The following is a 24,496-nucleotide window of genomic DNA, read 5'->3' as shown; positions in this document are numbered from 1 at the left end:
GTACAAGTTATTTAGAGAACATCCAATAATCAAAATACATAAGATTGGTAGCAGGCCTTCCTTTTACCACAAAATAAAGATCATGTACTCCGGTCACTTTCGAGATATCGATGGTTCGTAAATCCCAACGGTCACTGCCACCTGTGCGGGGCACTTTAATGGTTCCCACCAATTCTCCGTCCACACCACCCAGACGCACTTCAAGCCGCACGGGGTCATTGTGTGTCGTACCGAGTCTGGCAGTGAACTTCGTTGCACCGTTTGTTCCAAAGTCCACGTCACGAACCCTGATATAGCTGCCGTCCTTCATTGCCGTCACAAAAACACCCACCTGATTGTTCTTGAAAGATTTGAACCCTTCGGAAAAAGCGATAGTCTCCGCTTCCGTTTTTACATACGGATTCAGTGTCGTAATCCCTTTTGTAATACCCTCTGTCATCTTCAGTTGAGGAATAGAACCATCTTTGTTGAATTTAAGTTCTTCAACACATACCGAACGGTTGAATCCACCGCCTCCGGGTAACTGTCCGTTATGATAGAAAAAGTAAGTTTTACCCTTGAAATCAATAACTCCCGGATGGATGGTAAACGCTCCGCCACCGGCAGGCATCACTACTCCACCGTATTTCCACGGGCCTGTAGGAGTATCGCTGGTTGAATATCCGATATGCTCGGGCAGCGGACCTCCCGGCCAGAATAAATAATACTTCTTATCCCGCTTATAAAGCCAGGGACCTTCTTCATACAGAGTGGCTCTCTGGGCATCTCCTTCGCGTTTACCAAACGATTCTGCTACCAAAGGTACACGTACAATATCCCCACTATAAGAAATCATATCTTCATTCAACTTCACATAATACAGATTAGGGTTTCCCCAATATAAATAAGCCTGTCCGTCATCATCAATAAAAACAGTCGGATCAATGTCTCCCCATTCACTCTGAACCAGTGGTTTCCCAAGCGGATCATAGAAAGGGCCGTAAGGACTGTCAGCTACCGCCACGCCAATTGCACCTCTATTGTTTATATTCGAAATCATGGGTACATACATATAAAACTTACCATCTCTCTCAATGCATTGCGGAGCCCATGCATCCCCTTTTGCCCAACTAAAATCAGTATATGATAACACAGCGCCATGATCCGTCCAGTTCACCATATCACTGGTCGTATACAATCGCCAGTCGTTCATCGTAAACCAGGTAGAATTATCCTCATCATGGGTAGTATAAAGATATACTTTATCATTATATACCATTGGAGCCGGATCAGCCGTATAATTTGTCTGAATGATTGGATTTTGTGCCAATCCCGAAGTACTTACCACCACCAATAGCGATGAAAAGAATAAAGATTTCATTTTATCCATATTGCTTTTTTAGTTTGATTATTCTACAATTAATATTCCACCATTACAAGGCATTGCCAATTGTAATTCCTGTTTCTTATTTACCTTTATTTGTTTTACATTTCCTTGCAATTCTTCATTATCAGTAAATACCCTCACTTGATCACCAGGCATAAACATCGGTAAGGCAATCTTCAACTTTACGGTCTCTTTCTGCGCATTAACTCCTGCAATATACCATTTATCTCCATGCCTGCGCGCCATAACTACATATTTACCGGGATAGCCATCAATAAAACGTACTTCATCCCACGTAGTGGGGACTTCTTTCATGAAGCCTATCGCCCATTCCGGAGCATCTGTCAGATTGTTCGGAGCCAAGGCAAAATGTTGTACCGGACTTTGGAACAATACCGCAGTAGCCAAAGCAAACACATCAGAAGTCATACGCCGGCTGCCGCGCGGAGCATTATCCGAATTATAATATTTATTCAGTGCACTGCCGCCAAAGTCCATGCTACCCACCGTATTACGAATAAATGGATGCAGACAGGCATTGAAAGCCTCATTGTCACAACTCCCCTGAGAGAAATGCAGGTTCTCACTGGCCAATACGGCTTCACTCGACGCAAAGTTAGGATACATACGTTCCCAACCGCGAGGCAAAGTACACCCGTGGAAAATCACCAGTAACCCATACTCATTGGCATCAGCAAGAATATCTTCATACAGCTGCATGGTAACTTGCTTATCACCACCAAAGAAGTCAACCTTTATACCGCGTATTCCAATGCTTTGCATCCATTTCATCTCCTTGCGTCGGGCTATCGCATTGTCCATGATACCACGCGGTGATTGTGGGGCATCATTCCAATATCCATTAGAATTATACCACAGATAGAGACCTACCCCTTTCTGCGCTCCATATTTAGCCAACTTCTCAATCTTATCATATCCAATCTGCGTATCCCACAATGCATCTACCAATACAGACTGATACCCCATTGCCGCAGAGAAATCAATGTAGCGCAACTGCTCTTCATACTTCGTACTTCCATCCATACCGATAATCCAACTCCAGGAACCTCTGCCGTATTCATATTTTCCGGATGCTGCATACAGTGGCTTTACAACATCAAAGGAAACTGTTGTTTCAACAATCGGAGCTAAAGTTTCACCCAAAGTGATCGTTCTCCAAGGCGTTTCTCCTGGCAGGGCAAGTCCGGGTGCAGTTGTACCATTTCCATTCATTTCACCCTCTTGAGGAAAACCGATTGTATACAAGCCATTTTCATGTCCCAGTAAACGACTTCCACAATATTTGCTATCTACACCCGTTTCCGAAATAAGTATCCATCCCTTATCACCATTACGGAACAGGCAAGGAAAAGTATAACCTTCACCCCATCCATTTTTGCCCATGGAGTCATCTGCTTTATAAGGAGTCTCGTAACTGGGCGAAGTGCGGGCAAATCCTCCCATAGGTTTGCTTTGCGGGCACAGGAAAGTCGTACTTCCTTCAGGAAGCACAAAGCCGGTCACCTCCTCTTTCACAACGCAGGACAAAGTATTCTTTTGAGGATACATTTTATATCTGAAAGCTACATCCCGGTCACTTACACGAAATATGACATCATAAATAGCCTTACCTTGTTGACTAAACTGGCATACAGCTTCTGTTGCCACATAATGCACATTGCTCTGCTTTATATTAGGCAATGTATAGGTCTCGTCAATCTTGTTTGAACGGACATTCTGTCCCAAAGACATTTCACGGGAAAAATCACCGACATTAGTAATAAGCCCCAAAGGAGAAGGGTTAATGAAAGGAATACCATTATAGCTGATGCTATACGAAGGTTGCCCATTTTTATCAGAGATGGTTACCAATATTTTCCCATCGGGACTTGTAATTTCTTTCTCTTCTGCTTTTATTGCACTGCAAATCAATAATGCTGCTATAACTAAAAAGTAGTGTTTCATGAATATCAAGATATTATTTATTAATAGTCACCCTATCATTGGCCCTCTCGTAGTCAAAGTAATCAACGTCGACATAACCTCCCAACGATTTTGTTGCATAGTTAAAGATGGCAAACTTATTTCCCATAAACAGTTTTGTATAATCAAAACGCATTTTGAAATCCGTTCCAATCTTCTTCCATTCCTTATTGTCCAGGCTGTAATAGAAAGTAGCAATATCCCGCTTCGGAGTAAAATCACCTTCTATACGCAAATAAATGATATTCTGATTAAGTTCTACCTGTTCCTTTTCCTCTACATCCACACTTGCGATAGCTTTATTAGGAGTATTATCAAAGTTGACTACATTGGTAGACATCACAAGTCGTTTTGCATCTCCCTCCTTCACCACAGACAAAAGTCCGGAATGTCCATTGAATGCACTAAAACCTGCCACATCGCCATCCTTCATATTCGAAATATCAAGCGAGACAGTAGCCTTACATTTCGGTCCTTCCATACGCTGCGTAATTGTATTCGGAGCAAGATACAGATTATCAACTACCCGACTGGTTTCTAAACGTAAATATCCCGGCCGTTCTGTGAGCGACCACTTATCATCCACCGGATTGTGATTCCATTGCCAATAGAGTGAAAGTTTCTCTCCATTGAAATCATCACTTCCAAGTATTCCTTTGGTATTTTTAGTCGGATATATCTCTTTTTCCATCGTCAAAGGCACATGTCCATTTTCATCTCCCAGCATCGGCCATCCGTCTACCCAACGGCAGGGCATAAGAGTAGGTACACGGCCTATTCCTCCGCGGTCTTGAAAAATAACCCCATACCAGTCTCCTTCTTCCGAGTCAATAATACAACCTTGACCTACTCCTCCATAACCATCAAAATCATGCTCCAGGATAACCTTCTTCTCATAAGGACCTGTTATCTTGTCTGCACGATAACATACTTCCCTGCGTACCCGACCGGGGATACTCCAATCCATGGAAATCATCAGCAAATAATACTTTCCGTTATGTTTCACAACCTGGCTTCCTTCCAGCAAGCCCTGTTCATCAGCATCCCGTTCAAAAATCTTCATACTGACTCCATCGGGTTTCACATCCGACAAGTCACTCTTTAACTCCTTCAGCTCACCGGTTCCATAGAATACATATACTCGGCCGTCATCATCAAAAAACAAAGAGGCATCATGAAAATGCTGTGTTCTTGACAATAGTTCCCACTTCCCTGCCGGATCTTCCGCCGTGAATATATACGACCGATAGGGCACATCGTTTGGTGAGAACAATACATAGAATTTCCCATTATGATAGCGTATAGAAGATGCCCATTGTCCGCGTCCATAAACAGTTCCACCAATCAAATCATACTTTGAGTTATCAGTCAGCTTATCAAAGACATAGCTCACTGTTTCCCAATTCACCAAGTCTTTTGACCTCATAACAGGTCCGCCGGGCATCAAATGCATGGTGGTACTTATCATATAATAGTACTCTCCTGCACGCGTAACGGACATATCCGGTACATCAGCATAAATTACAGGATTACGATACATCCCCTTCACCGACGTCTCCGAACCGGTACACCCCATCAGTAATGAAGCAACAGTCAACCATGCTAACATCATCTTTTTCATGATACTCTTAGTCTTTAAAATCTATATTTCCAAATAGCACTAGAATTTCACACTAACTCTTTTCCCTTTGTAGTCAACAACTTTCCGAGTTCCGTCTTGAAGTACGATTGTGAACTTTCTATTATTTAACATTCCCTTGTATGCACCTTTTCGAGCCCCTATAGTCAACTGACGTGATGCATTATTCCATACGACAGGAATCTCTGTATATGCTCCCTGCTCATAATTATAATTATCAAATTCATCTTCATACAGAACAAAGGAACCATTGGCACCGGCATATACTCTCAATTCAAGATTATCCCACGGTTTCTCCGTCGCATACTGCACTTTAGGTCCCATTGGAATAATACTACCCGCCTTGACATACAAAGGAATGACATCAATAGTCGTTTCCTTTTCTATTTCTTGTCCGCCGTCATACTTTTCATTCGTCCAGAAATCATACCAGGTAGCACCTGCCGGCAAATATACCTTTGCGGACTTAGCCTGCATAAAGTCTACCGGAGCCTTATCCCCAAACTTCTGAGCGTTATTTCTATTCCAGCCATCATGCTCATTTACCTTCACCACCTTTTCCTGAGTGTACTGCGCATTGACCACCGGCGCTACAAGAATGGATTTACCAAACATATACTGGTCTTTTATATCCCATACATTCTTATCACCGGCAAAATCCATTACCAAAGCACGCATAAAGCTTGATTGGTGTTCAGTCACTTCCCATGAAGTGGAATAGATATAAGGCAACAATGAATAACGCAGATTAATCATCTTTTCAATAGCATCATATACAGGTTCGCCTTTTTTCCCAAATTGATAAATTTCTCTCGGCGTATCAGCTCCATGCGAACGCATCATTGGAGTAAATGTCCCGAATTGTAGCCAGCGTACATACAATTCCTGAAACATTGGATTCTTAGGTGCACTTCCGTCATTCCAACTCTTGTTATAATGTCCGGCAAAGAAACCACCTATATCAGTATTGAAATTAGGATTTCCGGTAAGGGTAAAGTTCAATCCCGCCGGAATCTGATTACGCAGTGATTCCCAGGAAGATCCGATATCTCCTGACCATACATTGGCTCCGTAACGCTGCTGTCCGGCAAAAACGGAACGTGTAAGAATAAAGACGCGTTTATCGGAAGTTACAGCACGCTGATTATCATACACGCCACCCACCGTCAACAACGGATAAGCATTACGCACCTTGCGGAACGAACCCAGATAAGTTTTCGTATCAAAGTCCTCCGGCTTCCAATCGAAGTGGTCGGGTTCTGTAGAATCCATCCACCAGCCGTCCATGCCCAACTTGAAGATACCTTCATTCAGGTATTTCCAATAGATATCACGGGCTTTCGGATTATAGGCATCGTATACGCGTACTCCGGAAGGATATTCCATATCGGGCGGCCAAGTCTCCAGTCCCGATTGAGGCCATGTAGAGAAGTTAAACAGCATGCCATTCTTGTCCAGTTCCCTGTAAGGCTTGGTCATCGGCCCAAACGAAGACCAGATAGAAATCAGCATGTGAGCATTCATTCCATGCACATCATCAATCATCTCTTTAGGATTGCTGAACGAAGGGTTCTTAAAGTCCATCGCATTCCACAAATAGTTGTGTCCCCAGTATTGCCAATCCTGAATGATTCCATCAAGAGGCACACCCAGTTCACGGTATTTCCGTACCACTCCCACCGTTTCTTCCTGGCTCTTATAACGTTCCTTGCTTTGGAAATAACCGTAAGTCCAGAGGGGGAACATAGGAACCTGTCCGGTCAATGCACGCATCTTTGCAACTACGCCGTCGGCATCTCCGCCATACATGAAGTAATAATCGATGCAATCTCCCACTTCGGACTGAAAAGAGGTCCCTTCCGGTTTATCGGCAAAATTGGTTGGTGAATAGTTATCCCAGAAAAGGCCGTATCCTTTCACTGACTGCACAAATGGAACCACATCTTCCACATTGCCCTGCACAAGACGTTTAGTCTGATTGCGTTGCGACATCTTTCCATTCTGGAGAATGCCCAACCCATAAAGAGGCTCATCCTTATCTAAGAGAAACGTCTGTTTAACAGTGAACGTTTTTGTACCTGCATCATTAAAATCAATAAATTCCGGCTTTCCTTTCTCATTGAGCAAAGGTTCTCCTTTCGCAGTAAAGAAAGACACAATGCCAGACTCCAAGTTAAGAGTAACCCCCATTTCACTACTTTTCAGTCTTACAATATTGCCTTCCTGAGTAACGGCAGTCTTCACCTTCTGAGGAGTTTCTATTACAGAAAGGCTCTCCTTCGTATACTTCCAACCATTAGGAGATTTTAATATCCTTACAATTGACGGAGTATAGAATTGCAATTCTACATCTACAGAATTAACAGTCGCCTTAATTCCCTCAGGAATTTGCTGATAATCTTGACCCGCAAGCGGGATACAACAACACAGCGCCATTAATATTAATACACTTTTAATTGGTTTCATGGTACTTATTACATTTAATGATTAAAACTCGCATTCCATAACTTTGCACGATACAAAAATAGCTGCATATCTTTTACACCTTTTTCAATATTAGATATTTGACTTTCAATATTAGATAAATAAATGGCTATCAATCAGAATATTCCATCAAATAACCATAATAATAAGCTTGATCGCCATCAATTGTATATTCATCCAATGTTCTTGCCCCCCAAGAATCAATACCTCCTACGCCATGAATATTCAAATCAATATTCACATTTACATAATCGCGTCCGGGTAGTTCATAAGCATGCCTGTTCTTTTCCAAATCTTCCTCACCATACGGCCACACACGAAAGCAGAGCGGTTGCAAACCTGTCACTTTTATCATTCGGCCCTCCTTATCATTCAGTGAAAACCAACGGACATCACATCTGTTTGCATTATCCTGTGGAAAAGCATAATCCGTGACAAAACTATTGAGATCCGTTGCATAACAACCGACTAAAGCAGCCGTTTTCCTATCCGGATAGTTCTCAAACTCACCACGACCATACCATTTGACATAATCCATGGAAGAAGGTAAACGCATCCTCATTCCAAACTTAGGCATTAATGGGATTTTTTCTTTTTCCGGTTTATAGAAAGCTTCAACTTGTATCTTTCCGCTCCCATTTACAGTATAGCGCAATTGATAAGCAGCACCTACCACAGGCAACGACATACTAACCTCCACTACAGCCAACCCATTCTTTACAGAATAATCCACACCTTCGACTACACGTTCATCGGCAGCGTTTCTCCATATTCCTAAACGGTCATTATAACCATTATTCATCTGATTACTATTCGCCGGTTTCCAGAAATAAGGTTCCAAAGGAGCATATAGAATTTCCGTTCCATCATTTTTCCAACTTGTCAAAGCACCGGATTTCACATCTACAATGAAACAATTCAGTCCAGTTATTATCTCAATAGTAGCCGGTGACGCATTCACTTCAACACTTCCCCCTTCCGAAACAATAGACTCCGGTTTAGACATATTCACCAAAAATTGCTCCTTACTAACAATAAAACCTTTTTCAGCCCAGCATGTACTCTGTTTCAACTTGGCAAATACATTCAGGAAAAGCTCACCCGATCCCGTGAAAGAGGGAATATCCAAACGATTTCCAGCCACAAGCGGTACTTCTCCCGACTTTACAAGTTCACCATTCTGCAACCATTCATACTCATAATCGAACTCATCCAAAGCCGTAAATTCATACTTATTGGTGAGACGTACCTTATTCGGACCTTCAAGTGAAAAACCAATATTCTGATACACTTTCTGAACCTGATAGTAGTGTGGGTGGGGAACACGGTCAGCCCCAATTAAACCATTAAAACAGAAATCCCCATTATTAGGAAAATCCCCGAAATCTCCTCCATAAGCCCAGAATTCACCTTCCTTCAATAGCAAAGCATCTGAGTTCTCCACTCCCTTCTTATATCCCGGATTTATCTTTTTTGCAATTCCCTGATCGACCCAATCCCAAATAGCCGCACCTGAAACATGCTCATTAGACTCAATGACATCCCAATACTCCTGCAAATTACCTACAGAATTTCCCATGGCATGAGCATACTCACGCATAAAGATAGGCTTATCACGTTTTTCCCGGACATATTCCTTAAACTTTCCGGGAGTATAATAAGAAGGATCATTAAAAGCCGATACAGAAAGATCGGTATCGCTAAAAATAATACGTGAAGCATCTATGGCCCGTATTGTATCTGCCATGGCCTGCATATTGCGTCCGGCACCTCCTTCATTACCCAGAGACCAAAAGACCACACAAGGGTGATTCTTATCGCGTTGTACTAATGCAAGTGCCCTGTCTACATGCGCTAACGTCCATTCCGGGTTGTCACCAAGTATTTTATTACCTAAACCATAATCATGACTTTCCTGATTAGCCTCATCCATCACATAGAAACCATATCTGTCACACAATTCATAAAACAACGGGGAATTAGGATAGTGTGAAGTACGGATCATATTGATGTTGGCTTGTTTCATCAGCTTCAAATCCTTTTCCATGGTTTCCCTATCCACCAACCTGCCGGTACGGGGATGATGCTCATGACGGTTCACTCCCTTCAATTTAACAGGCTGCCCATTAAACTTAAATACATTCCCATCTATCTTGCATTTCCATATTCCTATATGTGATTGAAACTCTTCAATTACCTTCTTACCATCGTAAAGCCTTATTTCAACATCATACAAGTCTGGCTTTTCCGCCGACCATAGCTTCGGATTTTCTACAATAGATGACAAAGTATAGCAACCTGCAGATGCTGCCGGCAAATTCTTTACAGGAGTAATTAACCGTTTCACAAATCTCTCCTCACTCCAATTCTTCCCTTTCAATAGAACCTCAAGACTCAGTTTGCCCGATTTACTGTCCGACAAGTTTCTCAGCCAGACTTTTGCCTTAAAACCGGCAGACGAAAAATCATCTGCCAGATCGGTAGTCAGCGAATAGTCTTTTATATGGATTTTAGGGCGTACCCACAACTCTACCGGGCGATAAATTCCACTAAAACGCCACATATCCTGATCTTCCAGATAGCTGCCATCCGACCAACGGTATACCTCTACCGCCAGACGGTTTTGCCCCTCATTTACATATCCGGTAATATCAAACTCCGCCGGAGCCATGGAATTCTGGCTATATCCTACTTTTTTCCCGTTAATCCATACATACATAGCCGACTTAACTCCTTCAAAGTGCAAATACAATTGCTTATCTTTCATATCCTCCGAAACATCGAAAGTTGTCACATAAGACCCCACCGGATTGCGATTCTCATAACTAAAAAAATGCTTGGGAGGCTCTCCCGTCACTTTCGGCTGGTCTTTCTTAAAAGGATATGTCCAATTAGTATAAATAGGTTTTCCATAGCCTTGTAACTGCCATGTCCCCGGTACAGAAATATTATCCCATCCACTCACATCAAAACTATTTTTATAAAAGTCCGACGGTCGACTTTGCGGATCGGGGGACCAATAAAACTTCCACCTCCCGTTCAAAGGCACAACCTCTTCACACGAGGATTTCCCGGACGGCAACGTCAATGTACTGTGATACTCTTCTTTATTGATACCTACTACGCGAGGATTTTCCCAGTCAGGCACTTGCTGTGCACGCATCTGAAAGGTAAAGCAAACAGTTAACAGAAATATATAAATTCTCATACTCATCATTTTATAACAGCCACAAATCCTCCACGCGGCAAGCATTTTATCTCCAAGCTCATTTCGTCATCTGACAAAGGAAGATCCTCTGCAATAGTAAAGCTTCTGTCATCTGTACCATCCTCAAACAAGGTTATTTTCTTATCGGCAACGGAAAGATCTTTCAGCGAAAAATAAAGGGTTTTCGATTCATTGGTCCCATTAATACCTGCAATATACCATATATCCCCTTTGCGTCGTGCCATAACAACTTCCCTACCCGGATAGCCGGTCAAAAACTTCGTATCATCCCAAGCCGCCGGCAGATCGGATAGTAACTTCTTTACAGGTTCCGGCATATCATAATAAGCCGAAGGTCTGTCCGGCATATGCTGCAAGGCCGACTCAAAAATCACCGGTAATGCCAATTCATGACCATAAGAAGTGATATGCGGATGCTGAGAATCAGAGAAAGTACCCGGAGTATAATCCATTGGACCTACGACATTTCTCGTAAAGGGTAAGGTAGCATTGTGTTCCGCAGCCCGATTCGTCAAAACCGGAGTGTTATTGTACCATTCCGCCCCATATACTCCCTCCACCGACATCATGTGAGGATACGTACGTTGCCATCCGCGAGGAATAGTGGCACCATGAAAGTTAAGCATCAATTTATACTTCACGGCATCTTCAAGCAGATCTATATAATAATTCATTGTAGAAACACTATCACCCGAGAAGAAGTCAACTTTAATGCCAGCGACCCCCATATCGCTCAACCATTTATATTCCTTTTCCCTATCTACCTTTTTATTCAGGCGGAAGAGAGGACCGGGACCTATCCAATTCGTGCTCGAATTATACCAGACCAAAGGTTTAACGCCTTGGCTCAAAGCATATTTCACTGCATCTTGAATATTTCCCCCATTTCTCATTACATCCCATTCCCAATCAATCAGATCATAAGGCCACTTCATCTTGACTGCCAGGTCAATGTATTCCTTCACGATCTGATAATCTTGAGAACCATGGTTATATGCCCAATAAATCCATGACACCATTCCGGGTTTTATCCATTCCGTATCCTCCACCTTAGAAGGGTCAGACACATCCGTCACCAGTGTAGACTCAGTGATATCAGCCAAAGAACCGGCAATAAGCAATCGCCATGGAGACTCCCACACACCACTGAAAACCAGTTTTTTATCAGCCAGCCGTACCTGATAATTATCGCGATTATCCCCATTATACAGAAAAGAACCACAATGCCCCCGTCTGATATTAGCCTCCGTAATCAGCACAAACACAGAATCCCGTGGCTCTATAAGCGCCGGATATCCCCAAAGGTCAACCTCCGGGCGATTGGCAAGCTCACCATCAGTAGACAACGGGAAAAACTTTTCATAACCCGGATCATACTGTTGTATCCATCTTTTACTCCCTTGCGGTAAGGCGTACGCCGTATATTCATTAATGATATGTTCTTCATCCGAAATAGCTTTAAGTCCATACTTAAATGCAACTCCATCGTTGTACACCCTAAACGTTACCTCCAAAGTTTGCCCTTCATCGTTTTCCAGAGAATAAACCCGTTCGGAAGCCTCGTTCACACAATGGCTCCGTTTTCCCGTGATCATCTTATAATCATCAATCACGGATTTCGGTTCCGAAACTGATTTCAATCTTAAGTTACCGGCAAACTTTTGTGCATCAGTCTCCAATCCCAGTTCGGAACGAAAAAGAATACTATCTCCCTTGTAATGCACAACGAAAGCGGCTTTTCCATAATCGCCATCCTTTGTTGTTACTACCCCAACCTTTAAGGTTCCATCAGGAGAAATAGTATCAAATGTTCCCGAATGGCACGAACTGATTATAACAGCTATTACAATCCCCCATGTTTTTCTAAGTAAGTTCATAAACATACATATTTTTATGTCACGCGACCATTATTTATCCATTACCATTGATTCGGGAACCAGCAATCGTACTGCAAAAATCCCTCCCGCTGTAGTATCCGGTTTACTCTGAAACCTAACCGTAATTTTATCTTTCGATTTCAGTAAAGTGGTCGGAATATTATATTCCACATTGCAAAACAAGTCTTTCTTCCATTTCCCGACAATATCTTCCGTAGCGATAATTTGACCGTCCACCAGAATATCAAAGCTCCTGCTACCAGACTCAGCTCCCCAATAACGGACCATCAATGAGAGATTCTCATTCCCTTTCGTGGTCAGTGTATATTCGAAATATCCTCCATTACGGGCATCACGCCAAGCCTCACCGGCATGTACTCCACGATGTGAATCCTGAGTTTTCATTGCATGATCCGACTCAGGTTGTTGCTCACCCGATGATACCATATCCACAGTACGCTTGTCGAGTATCATTCTCCCATGTTCTTCAGCTTCCACGGCTTGTTTATATTCCCTGAATGCGGGCTCGGACATTGATAACCAATACATCATATACCGACTATCATGAATTCCATAGAATGGTTCAAGTACCAGATTCTTATATTTTTCCTGAGTAAACAAACCGGGAACAGTAAAACTAAAAGATTTTCCTTCGACAGGCTTCATCCTATTCAATTTATTCAGAATATCACTTCTTTCCCCTATAATATAAGGTGCGTCAAAAAGTGAAACCAACGATCCGTGCGCAATATGTTCCCAACGCCCGTCTCCGGCAATTAATCCGGGCATATTTTCCGTTCCCGTCCTCGCACCTAACAATATAGGTCCACGCATGATCGAGATAGCGTTAGGTACATTGGGCAGTTCTTCAATTCTCACGGTCATCGGAGTTTTTATTTCTACCACATCTCCTTTTGACCATTGGCGATCAATGGTTATATAAGAACCTGGCCATGCATTTTTTGCATAATCAACTCCATTGCAGACCACCTGCATTTTTCCCTGCTCCACCCACGAGGGATAACGTATCAGCAGTTTAAACTGTGTTGCTTTAGAAGGATTAACAGTCAGCGTAGTCCCTTCTTCATTCGGAAAGTCCGTTTCTTGTACAATCTTAATCTTCTTCTCTTTCCAGTTTAATTCGGAAGGTATAAAAAGATTCACATACAGAGCATTATCCGCCGTATCATGGGTATAAATAAACTGTCCGTATTTACCATGATTCTCCATACCGGTCCCTACACAACACCACATCGCTTTTCCCGGTGCCGAATAAACACGATAATGCGAGGGGCAAGCAGGTGTGAAATATACGTATCCTCCATGTTCAGGATGCTGGGTAGAAAGGATATGATTATACATGGCACGTTCATAGAAATCAGCATATTCCACTTTGGGATGCATGCGGAACAGGCCTTCGGTAAGTTTCAGCATATTGTTGGTATTACACGACTCCGGTCCCTGACGTTCGTGCATATAATCGGAACATTTTCCTGCTTCGGGAAAATGCTCCCCCCGACTGTTTCCGCCTAATGACAAAGAGCGATGATAAACTACGGTCTCCCAGAAAAATTCAGCAGCAGTCATAAAATCATTGTAATCCGGAGCGGTTTTCGAATTAAGTTCAGCCACACGCTGATATCCCACGGCTTTAGGAACCTGTGTATTGGCATGCTTGTTATCCAGGTTATCAATGCGCCTTGCCATACTGTCGAAAATCTGCTTATGTGAGAAACGCTTCGCTGTATCAAGGTATTTGGAATTACCGGTCATTTGCCAAGCATCCGCATACACTTCATTCATACCGCCGAATTCATTATCCAGCATACGCTCCATTTGCCGGTCGTCTAAATTAGAAATAACGTCGATGCCCCAGTCACAGAACTTCAGGAAAACCTTTTTCGCTTTTTCATTTTTACCGTAAAGCCAGGCATCCCGCAGTCCGGCATAGGTTTTATGCATATTATACCAGGCCACCCAATAGTTCCATACAATGCCTACATTTCCTTTTCTTATTTCTTTTGCAAACTTCTTACTATTCGGAAAACCGCAAATAGAGCCGTCACCATTAGCCTGCTGTACACGTGCGAATTCAGAAACCATATAATCCATACGTTTTTTGCATTCCAAATTACCTGTAGCGGCATAGTGAATAGCTAAAGCGGTCAGATAGTGCCCACCGATATGCCCGTCAAGACCGTCTTTTTCCCAATTACCATACGTTTCCGTTTTCTTAGGTAATCCTGCTTCACGCAGGAAAGGGGCTAGCAGACGATCGGTATCATACTGAAGCAGAACCTTTACGTTCAAATCACAGGCATGCTTAAAAGGACCTGCGGTTATTCTCACATCTCCCAGAGGAAAAGTGTTTGAATAAAGAGCGTCCTGCGCAGTAAGGCTTGTAAAACTAATTATTATCAGTAACAATAGAATCCATTTCTTCTTCATTTCCTAATCCTTATTTATTTCCACTTACACTCCTACTTCCATACAATCTGGTACACTGCAAAAATAGGCCTATTATATCATAGTTATTATCAATTTCAGACATTTGATTTTAGATTTCAGATAAAACTTCTTTCGTAGATTTACCGCAGTTCTATCGTACTTAAATCGTATCCGAACCGTACTTGCTCCGTACATTCTTCGGTCAGAGGTACCTTCAGACGGAGAAACTACGGACTTGGTACGGAGCAAGTACGACTCGGGTACGGTGCAACTATGATAAAGGTACAATGAAGGGGTACAGATTTGAAAAGCAACGGATAGCCATATTTTTCGAAAGATGTAACATCAGGAAAGAAACGTGTAACATCATTATTGGGCTGAGAAAGCAGAATGCTGTATGTTTGCGACATAAAATTCAGAACCATGAAAAACATTGCAATCATCTTAGTATGCGCATTGGCGTATTGCTTCGGGGTACAGGCACAAAGTACCATCCCCCACTCCCTGGCTGGTTCCGACGTAGAAAAGGCAGGAATAGACCAAGGGAAAATAGAAACAGTGACTTATAACTCTAAAACCGTTGGTACGAAACGGAGAGCATTGGTTTATACCCCTCCCGGCTTCAGCAAGAGCAAGAAATACCCTGTACTTTATCTGCTGCATGGCATTGGGGGCGACGAACTGGAATGGTTCAATAACGGCAAACCGCAAGTCATTCTCGATAATCTATATGCCGAAGGCAAACTAACACCGATGATCGTAGTACTCCCCAACGGAAGAGCCATAAAGGATGACCGCGCTACGGGCAATATCATGGCTCCAGATAAAGTGGAAGGCTTCGCCATTTTTGAAAAAGATCTGCTGAACGACCTGATTCCCTTTATTGAAAAGACATATCCTGTAATCAAGAACCGGGAGAGCAGGGCCATCGCAGGACTGTCAATGGGTGGCGGACAATCCCTAAATTTTGGTCTGGGAAATCTGGATAAATTTGCTTGGGTAGGAGGGTTCTCATCCGCTCCTAATACCAAAGCACCCGAAGTGCTTGTCCCTAATCCGGAAGCTGCCAAACAACAACTGAAACTACTGTGGATATCCTGCGGGGACAATGACAACCTAATGTCCTTCAGCGAGCGCACTCACCTCTATCTGCAACGGCATCGGGTTCCCCACATCTTCTATGTGGAGCCAGGCGGGCACGACTTCAATGTATGGAAGAATGACCTCTACCTGTTCTCCCAACTGCTTTTCAAACCGGTAAACACATCAAGTTTCGACCAATACGGCATTCATGGTATGCGTGCGGAGACCAATGTACGGAACTCCAAATATCCACAACTGACGGCAGACCATCGTGCCATATTTCGCATACAAGCACCGGAAGCACAAAAAGTCCAATTGGATTTGGGACGGAAATATGATATGACCAGACAGGAAAACGGCATCTGGCAAACGGTTACAGACTCTTTGGGAGAAGGTTTCCACTACTATTCGCTCCTGATAGACGGAGTGGCGGTAGCTGATCCCGGAAGCGAGACTTTCTATGGCATGGGACGCATGGCAAGCGGCATTGAAGTGCCTTTTGAAGGTGGAGAATATTATGCGCTGAAAGATGTGCCGCATGGCGATATCCGCATGAAGCGTTATTATTCGGAGGTAAGCCGCTCGTGGAGACGCTTCTTCGTATATACTCCGGCAGGATATGACACCCGTACAGACGAGAAATATCCCGTTCTATACCTTCTGCACGGTGGTGGAGAAGACGAACGCGGCTGGGGCACACAAGGAAAGACCGACCTGATAATGGACAACCTGATCGCAGCAGGAAAAGCCAAACCCATGTTAGTAGTAATGCTTGATGGCAATATGCCTTCTGCCGGGTTCAGTGCCGGTGCCTTGAAAGCATTCGAAGCCGAGCTGATGCAGGCTGTCATTCCATTTGTAGAAGATAACTACCGTGTCAGAAAAGAAGCAGACAGCCGGGCACTTGCAGGCTTGTCCATGGGAGGTATACAGACACTTTATGCCGGATTGTATCATACAGATTTGTTTGCTCATCTCGGTGTATTCAGTTCTGGATGGTTACCCTTCTACCAGAAAGTTGCAGATGACCAGTATGAGTTTATCAGCAAAAATAAAGCGGCAATAGACTCTCAACTAAGATTACTCTGGATCGCCATGGGAGGCAAAGAAGATATAGCCTATCAGAACTGCCAGAATATGCTTAAAGAGTTTGATACGCTAAAACTGAAATATACATATTCCGAATATCCGGGTGGACACACCTGGCCGGTATGGAGGAATAATCTGTATCATTTTGCACAATTGTTATTCAACAAATAACAAAAGACACATGAGAAAACAATCTATCTTCTTACTCCATACTTACAAGGATTATCACAAATATATCTGATTTTGAAATTCAAATATCTAATATCAAAAGCCACTCATTCTTCGATAGCTTACTTTTGTCGCATGGTGTCTTATTGAATAAATAATAACATAAATATTTACGTATAAAAAAGATTAGATTGGTTATGAAAAGAATTCAAGTCGTTTTATTATTGTTTGCTATTGTCCCTGTGTTTGCAATAACAAAAGCAATAGCCGGTAATAATAATCAGCCCAAAACGTCGAAGTTTGTTTATCACGGAGCCGGTAATCCGTATCTACCGTTATGGGAACATTTACCGGACGGAGAACCCCGTGTTTTTGAAGACCCCGACAATCCGGGGAAATTTCGCGCTTACATCATCGGTTCGCACGATGTCCGCTTCGGCAGTTATTGCGGACCAGACATCAGGATGTGGTCGGCACCCGTGGAGGATTTATCAAGCTGGCGTGACGAAGGCCCCATCTTCACCTATCAGGTAGGAGGACAATGGGATGTGATGTACGCTCCCGACCTTGTTGAAGTGAAAAGAAAGGACGGCACAAAAGAATATTATCTGTTCCCGCACAGCCGAGGCAGAGACAGGGAAGCGATGGTGGCTAAAGGAAGCCGTCCCGATGGACCTTTTACACCCATCAACTTGACTGCCGACGGCACGAAAACCCTTCCCGGCAGTATTCTGGGATTCGACCCGTCTATATATATCGAATACATCACAGACCCGAACGACCCGGATTATGAAATCGGATTCAGAGCCTATGGATACTGGGGATTCCAACGTTCATTAGCCGCCCAGCTGGACCAAAACACCATGTATTCCGTACGCCCCGGCACAGAAGTGATTCCTTATTTCATGCCGGCAGGCGTCCGCAGAGGCAACAACCGCGGTCCGAAGAATATTTCCTATCCGCACATCTTTCCCGGAGAAGATCTCGAATCATTCAATTTCTTTGAAGCCTCATCCATACGTAAGATCGGAAACAAATACGTGACCATCTATAGCGGGCATTCAGGTCCCGACTATGGATTGGGCAGTTCCAACTCCACTTTGCGCTACGCTTATGGTGATTCTCCACTGGGTCCATGGAAAAGCGGCGGCGTTCTGGTCGATTCGCGTGCCCCGGTGTTAAATCAGGATGGTTCACGACTGCAAACAACTAATGCAGGACACAATACGCACGGAAGTATAGAGCTCATCAACGGACAATGGTATGTATTCTATCACCGCCCGCCCCGTGGCTTCGGCAACGCCCGCCAGTCGATGGTAGCTCCAATCCATGTAGAATGGGATAAGAAGCCGGTATCGGAAGGCGGTAAAGTATCCATCAGAGCTTACGACCCGTATGCAAAAGATAAAATCTGGACAGCCAAAGACAGCCAAGGGAATGAATACAAAGGAGCGGAAGTAACTTCGGAAGGCTTCCATATATTTGGTCTTGATCCTTACCAGTATTATTCCGCAGGATTCGCATGTTATCTTTCCGACGGACGTATCCAACAGGATTCATGGGACATCTGGGATAATCATGCCCCCATCACAAACGTGAAAAACGGCAATATAATAGGATATAAGTACTTCGGTTTCGGCGGATTGAATAAAGATAAACTGGGCCTGAAAGCTTTCGAAGGAACCAAAAAGGGAAACAAAACAGCCTTCAACCTCTTCCTTGCACCGAAAACATCAAAGACGTTTAAAGTGAATGTTTGGTTAGACGGTCCGTGGGATAACGAAACCTGGAAAGGAACGAAGATAGGTGAGATAGTTGTTCCCGCCAATTCGGTACAGGAAACAACACAGTTTACAATCGACGTATCGAAGTTTGTTGACCATTTGGACAAGAAACATGCAATTTACCTCGTTGCTGAAAGTCAGGAGACCGGTGATCTCTTTGATTTAGCCGGATTGGGATTCAGTTCCAACAAGAAGAAAATTGTTCGTCCGGTTGTCCCCAAAGTAAATATCGAAGTAAACGGGAAAGCAATCGAAGTGCCGGCAACTCCTGTACGTTCTACCGAAAGCAATGGTATCACCGGCTATGACATCTATGAGGCTGTCTGCAAGCTTCCCGCCGGAACAACCGGAATACCTACTGTGTCGGCATCAGCAACTGACAAGAGCGTGAAAGTAGAGATTATCCAGGCAACATCGGTTTCCGGAACCGCTATTGTGAAATTCGACTATAAAGGGGTGGTTAAAACATATAAGGTTGTGTTTACCCCTCTTGCATAAGAATATAAACAACAATCAGTATATAGTCAAATAGAACTGATTTGTGAATATGAAATTCGCAATACATTTCTATTTGACTATATAGCTATATAAAAAGAATGTAACCATGAAAAAAACATTTACTATTCTATTATTTATATGTGCTGCCACAGGGATAAATGCACAAGATAAATTGTATTCCAACGAGTTTCCTCTCTCGCAAATAACACTCCTCGAAGGACCCTTGAAACATGCCCGTGACCTGAATATCGAGACATTGCTCAAGTACGACTGTGACCGCCTGATAGCTCCCTATCGAAAAGAGGCAGGACTGACACCCAAAGCAAAGTGTTATCCCAATTGGGACGGATTGGACGGACATGTGGGGGGACATTACCTCACAGCTATGGCGATTAACGCAGCTACCGGCAATGAAGAATGTCGCAAGCGCATGGAGTACATTATCAGTGAAATTGCCGAATGCGCCGAAGCCAATTGCAAGAATCATCCCCAATGGGGTGCTGGCTACATGGGTGGAATGCCTAACAGCCAGAATATATGGAACGGTTTCAAAGATGGCGACTTCCGCATATACAGCGGTTCGTGGGCACCTTTCTATAACCTGCACAAGATGTATGCAGGCTTGCGCGACGCATGGCTATATTGCGGCAACGAGCAGGCAAAGACTCTTTTTCTGCAATTCTGTAATTGGGCAATCGATATCACATCAGGTCTGTCGGACGAACAGATGGAACGGATGCTTGGCAACGAGCATGGCGGCATGAACGAGGTGCTTGCCGATGCGTATGCCATTACCCACGAACAGAAGTACCTTGACTGCGCGAAGCGTTTCTCTCATAAACGGTTATTTACTCCTATGTCGCAGCGGCAGGACTGTCTCGACAATATGCACGCCAATACGCAAGTACCCAAAGTTATCGGCTTCGAGCGTATATCAGAGTTATCGGGCAATGAGGATTATCATGCGGCAAGTTCATTCTTCTGGGACGTTGTAACAGGCGAGCGCAGCCTTGCATTTGGCGGGAATAGCCGTCGTGAACACTTCCCCGCCAAGGATGCTTGCATGGATTTCATCAATGACATTGACGGTCCTGAGAGCTGCAACACCAACAATATGTTGAAACTGACAGAAGACCTCCATCGCCGTAATCCGGAAGTGCGGTATGCCGACTACTACGAGCTTGCCACTTTCAACCACATACTCTCTACCCAGCATCCGGAACATGGAGGCTACGTCTATTTCACGCCTGCCCGTCCCCGCCACTATCGCAACTACTCCGCTCCTAATGAAGCAATGTGGTGCTGTGTCGGCACCGGTATGGAGAACCATGGCAAGTACGGACAATTCATCTACACCCATGTAGGTGATGCTCTTTTTGTGAATCTATATGCGGCTTCGCAGCTCGACTGGAAAGAACGCGGCATCACGCTACGTCAGGAGACGGCTTTCCCTTATTCTGAAAACAGTACTATTACTATTGCGGAAGGTAAAGGCACATTCAATCTCATGGTGCGCTATCCGGGATGGGTACATCCGGGCGAATTCAAGGTCAGTGTAAACGGAAAGCCTGTCGACATTATTACAGGCCCGTCCTCCTACGTCAGCATCCATCGCAAGTGGAAAAAAGGCGATGTGGTGAATATCCATTTCCCAATGCACTCATCCCTGCGCTATCTACCCAACGAACCGCAGTACGTTGCTCTCATGCATGGCCCTATCCTTCTCGGCATGAAAACCGGTACAGAGTCGATGACTTCACTCATAGCCGATGACAGTCGTTTCGGGCAGTATGCAGACGGTCCAAAGCAGCCTATTGATAAAGCTCCAATCCTCATCAACAATGACATTGCCAGCATCCCGTCGCAGCTCACTCCTGTGCCAGGTAAGCCGCTGCACTTCACACTCAGTACCCGCATGGAAAACAAGATTGAAGGAGAATTGCAGCCATTCTTCGAAATTCATGACTCTCGCTATATGATGTATTGGCTTGCTCTCACTGAAGACAGTTACAAGCAATACATCGATAACATTGCCAAGCAGGAACAGGAACGTCAGGTACTTGAAGCAAGCACTGTCGACAAAGTGCAGCCGGGTGAACAGCAACCGGAAACCGATCACAAGATGGAGACCGACGAGTCATACACCGGTAATACAAATAATGTCTTCTACCGCGATGCCCGCAACGGACATTATTTTAGTTACCTCATGCAAACCGACGGTCTGACTAACCTCAAGTTGCGACTCAAGTATTGGGGAGTGGGCGAATGGAAAAGCCATGAATTCGATATCTATATTGATGATGTGCTTCTCCGTTCCATCAACAACACTGGCAAATATCGCATATCAGAGTTCAAGGCAGAAACTTATGACATTCCAGCTACTCTCTTGCAGGATAAGAAACAAGTACGCATCAAGTTTGTGGCAAAACCAAACAAGCAAATAGGTGAGATATATGAAGTAAGACTCATTAAACAGTAGCAAGATGGCTACTGTTCAATAAACAACAGGCCTGTATGTTTTATAAAGAACATACAGGCCTGAAAAGTATATTTTTATTTTTAAGTAAAACATTAAAGATCAAGAATCAAACGCGGACGGAACTCCGCTTCCAGTATTTCCCGCTGACGGGCATCAGCTACAAATAAACCGGTCGACAAAACTTCGCCTATAGCACCATTGTCCGTAACCACCGCTACCTCTCTTTTCCCTTCCACCGGTTTTCCGTTCCGGGGATTGATGATATGTTTTCGCTCATACGAATCATTACCGGAAGTTGTGAGGCATTCATTCTGAAGAAGCAACTCCTGCGGTTCCCTCCCCTCTGGAACAGCGCCCTGTCCAAAACCGACCTTCCATCCATCAGCCAAGGGATGATGCCCCAAAGCCAATACAGAACTGTTTCCCATATTGATCAATGCATCCTTCACTTCATAATGTTGCAGTAATTTCCGTGTTTTTTCCAAAGCATATCCTTTCAGGAATCCGGAAAGGTTGATAGTCACTCCCGCTTGCAAAAAGAGAAGGGTACGCTCCTGAGGTGATAGTTGAACACTACGGATTAAACCGGGTGTATAGTCAGCCGAATGAATAGTTACATCAAAACATCCAGCGGTACGGGTATGGCAATCTACACAGAAAGTAAGCATATCATAAAGCTCGTGGCTGACCTGTTGCGGATGTGTAGAAGCAGTCCGGTTCAAATATGCCAGCTCACTATCCGCATCATAATAGTTGGCCATCTTTTCTAAACGGCACAGCATTTTGTACACCGCTTCGACTACCGACAGTAAAACGTCCTCCCCCTGCCTGCCACACAGCATTATATCGACACGTGTATGCATGGATGGAAACCAGGCATAAAGCAAGCCACCCCGGGAAGGTGAATATTTATAAAGATGTTGAATAACGTCCGGCATTTCCAAGTGTGTGTTTCCTAAAGAAAAATGAAAGGGCAAGCCGCAATTCTGCAACTCACCCTTTTCAAAGACATACTATTAATTACAACTCTTTGATCTTTATATTCTTAAACCAAACTTCATCGCCATGGTCTTGCAGAAGGATATTGCCGGATTCCCAATTACCGAAGTTGGGCCAATCTCTGTATTTGCTATATGCAACCAGTGCATCCCACATCTGGTTCTGGCGTGTGTATTCGATGAGCTTCATGCCATTCAGCCAATGCTCTACATGGTCACCCCTCACGATAATCGTAGCCGTATTGAAATCTTTCTTGTTGAAAGGCTTGTCCGCCGGAGCGGGAATCAAATCGTAAAGTGAACCCAATGTGCGGTTTCCTTTCACGCCCAATTTGGCATCGGGATGCTTGTCATCGTCAAGAATCTGGAACTCGCAACCGATAGCAGAACCGGCTCCCTTATTCATATCGGGGCTAACGAAATATTTCACACCACTGTTAGCGCCTTCAGTGATCTTGAAGTCTACCTTCAGGATAAAGTTCTTGTATTTTTTAGTGGTTACGATGTCGCCACCGTTGGCAGATTCAGCGCCACCGCTCTTCATCACTTTCAGGATGCCGTTTTCCATTTTCCAGCCCTTTTCAGGAAAAGAGTTCAACCGGGCTCCTCTCCAACCTTCTGAAGTCTGGCCGTCCCAAAGGAGCGTCCAACCTTCTTTTGCTTCGTTCGGAGAGATGGTATTGGGGATAACATTTATCTCCGGAGCTTTCCGATCCGTCTGGTAGCGCTCTACGTCTGTCGTACAAATGCGGATATTCTTCCAGCTGACTGTTTTTCCTTCATCGGCGGCATTACCGATAGCGTGTACTTGCAAAGCAATAAAACCGGCAGGGGTCATATCGTCCCAGATATTGGCACAAGGCACTCCATTGATCCAGGTAGCGATAGAATTACCTACAGCCTCGATACGGGCCTTATTCCACTCATTGTTCCTGAAAGCACTTTTAGCCGCCGGATTTTGTGTCAGCGGATAAAGCCAGTTACGACGGGCCTCATCATAGATGCCACCCGACCAGGCACGCTTGGAGGGATCAATTTCAAACTGATAGCCGTGCACGCGTCCTTTCTGATAGTCTTTCCTGCTTTCACTGCGCAGCTGCACGCCCGAATTCAAGCCATCATCTACTTTGAAATCAAACTCCAGGATAAAATCACCATACGTCTTCTTTGTAGCCAGAAATGTGTTAGGCGTTCCCATCTTCGAAATGCCGACAATAGCACCATCCACCACCTTGTATTCGGCTTTACCATTCAGCTTCTTCCAGCCACTCAGATTCTTCCCATTGAAAAGAGGCTCCCAGTCCTGCGCTGAAACAACGGAGGCACAAAACACTAACAAAAGCAACAAATAATTCTTTTTCATATTGATAT

General features: G+C 44.0%; 12 protein-coding genes. 3 read left to right on the top strand and 9 right to left on the bottom strand.

Annotated elements, in window-relative coordinates; genetic code table 11:
• Positions 1 to 7: 7 nt before the first annotated feature.
• The 7 genes from VYM24_RS05610 to VYM24_RS05580 form a co-directional block, all read right to left on the bottom strand.
• Positions 8 to 1,369 carry a glycoside hydrolase family 43 protein gene (locus VYM24_RS05610; protein ID WP_330941712.1) on the bottom strand — a complete coding sequence of 454 codons (1,362 nt, stop codon included), beginning with the start codon at positions 1,367 to 1,369 and terminating at the stop codon, positions 8 to 10.
• A gap of 18 nt (positions 1,370 to 1,387) precedes the next feature.
• Complete coding sequence (locus VYM24_RS05605) at positions 1,388 to 3,331, bottom strand: glycoside hydrolase family 97 protein (RefSeq protein ID WP_291549879.1); 1,944 nt, start codon at positions 3,329 to 3,331, stop codon at positions 1,388 to 1,390.
• 13 nt (positions 3,332 to 3,344) lie between these two features.
• Complete coding sequence (locus VYM24_RS05600; RefSeq protein WP_330941711.1) at positions 3,345 to 4,970, bottom strand: glycoside hydrolase family 43 protein; 1,626 nt, start codon at positions 4,968 to 4,970, stop codon at positions 3,345 to 3,347.
• 39 nt (positions 4,971 to 5,009) lie between these two features.
• Positions 5,010 to 7,454: a glycoside hydrolase family 31 protein gene (locus VYM24_RS05595; protein ID WP_425286638.1), complete on the bottom strand. Its 2,445-nt coding sequence runs from the start codon at positions 7,452 to 7,454 to the stop codon at positions 5,010 to 5,012.
• 130 nt (positions 7,455 to 7,584) lie between these two features.
• Positions 7,585 to 10,680 (bottom strand): glycoside hydrolase family 2 TIM barrel-domain containing protein, encoded by a 3,096-nt coding sequence (locus tag VYM24_RS05590; protein WP_330941710.1) that lies wholly within the window; start codon positions 10,678 to 10,680, stop codon positions 7,585 to 7,587.
• 5 nt (positions 10,681 to 10,685) lie between these two features.
• Positions 10,686 to 12,584: a glycoside hydrolase family 97 protein gene (locus VYM24_RS05585; protein WP_299090880.1), complete on the bottom strand. Its 1,899-nt coding sequence runs from the start codon at positions 12,582 to 12,584 to the stop codon at positions 10,686 to 10,688.
• Positions 12,585 to 12,608: 24 nt separating this feature from the next.
• Positions 12,609 to 15,026, bottom strand: coding sequence for a glycoside hydrolase family 127 protein (locus VYM24_RS05580; protein WP_299090877.1), 2,418 nt, complete (start codon positions 15,024 to 15,026; stop codon positions 12,609 to 12,611).
• 423 nt (positions 15,027 to 15,449) lie between these two features.
• Between VYM24_RS05580 and VYM24_RS05575 the strand changes: the two genes are divergently transcribed.
• From VYM24_RS05575 to VYM24_RS05565, 3 genes are all read left to right on the top strand, one after another.
• Positions 15,450 to 17,369 (top strand): alpha/beta hydrolase-fold protein, encoded by a 1,920-nt coding sequence (locus VYM24_RS05575; protein WP_291549869.1) that lies wholly within the window; start codon positions 15,450 to 15,452, stop codon positions 17,367 to 17,369.
• Positions 17,370 to 17,563: 194 nt separating this feature from the next.
• Complete coding sequence (locus VYM24_RS05570) at positions 17,564 to 19,648, top strand: hypothetical protein (RefSeq protein WP_299090873.1); 2,085 nt, start codon at positions 17,564 to 17,566, stop codon at positions 19,646 to 19,648.
• A gap of 106 nt (positions 19,649 to 19,754) precedes the next feature.
• Positions 19,755 to 22,127 (top strand): glycoside hydrolase family 127 protein, encoded by a 2,373-nt coding sequence (locus VYM24_RS05565; RefSeq protein WP_330941709.1) that lies wholly within the window; start codon positions 19,755 to 19,757, stop codon positions 22,125 to 22,127.
• Between the two features lie 92 nt (positions 22,128 to 22,219).
• Here VYM24_RS05565 and VYM24_RS05560 read toward each other — a convergent pair whose 3' ends face one another.
• Positions 22,220 to 23,065 (bottom strand): FAD:protein FMN transferase, encoded by an 846-nt coding sequence (locus tag VYM24_RS05560; protein ID WP_330941708.1) that lies wholly within the window; start codon positions 23,063 to 23,065, stop codon positions 22,220 to 22,222.
• Between the two features lie 82 nt (positions 23,066 to 23,147).
• Positions 23,148 to 24,488: a 3-keto-disaccharide hydrolase gene (locus VYM24_RS05555; RefSeq protein WP_330941707.1), complete on the bottom strand. Its 1,341-nt coding sequence runs from the start codon at positions 24,486 to 24,488 to the stop codon at positions 23,148 to 23,150.
• Positions 24,489 to 24,496: the final 8 nt, after the last annotated feature.

Origin of the sequence: Bacteroides sp. MSB163 (genome assembly GCF_036416795.1) — a bacterium.
GTDB classification, from domain to species: Bacteria; Bacteroidota; Bacteroidia; order Bacteroidales; family Bacteroidaceae; genus Bacteroides; species Bacteroides maternus.
This window is presented reverse-complemented; position numbering and strand designations above follow the sequence as displayed.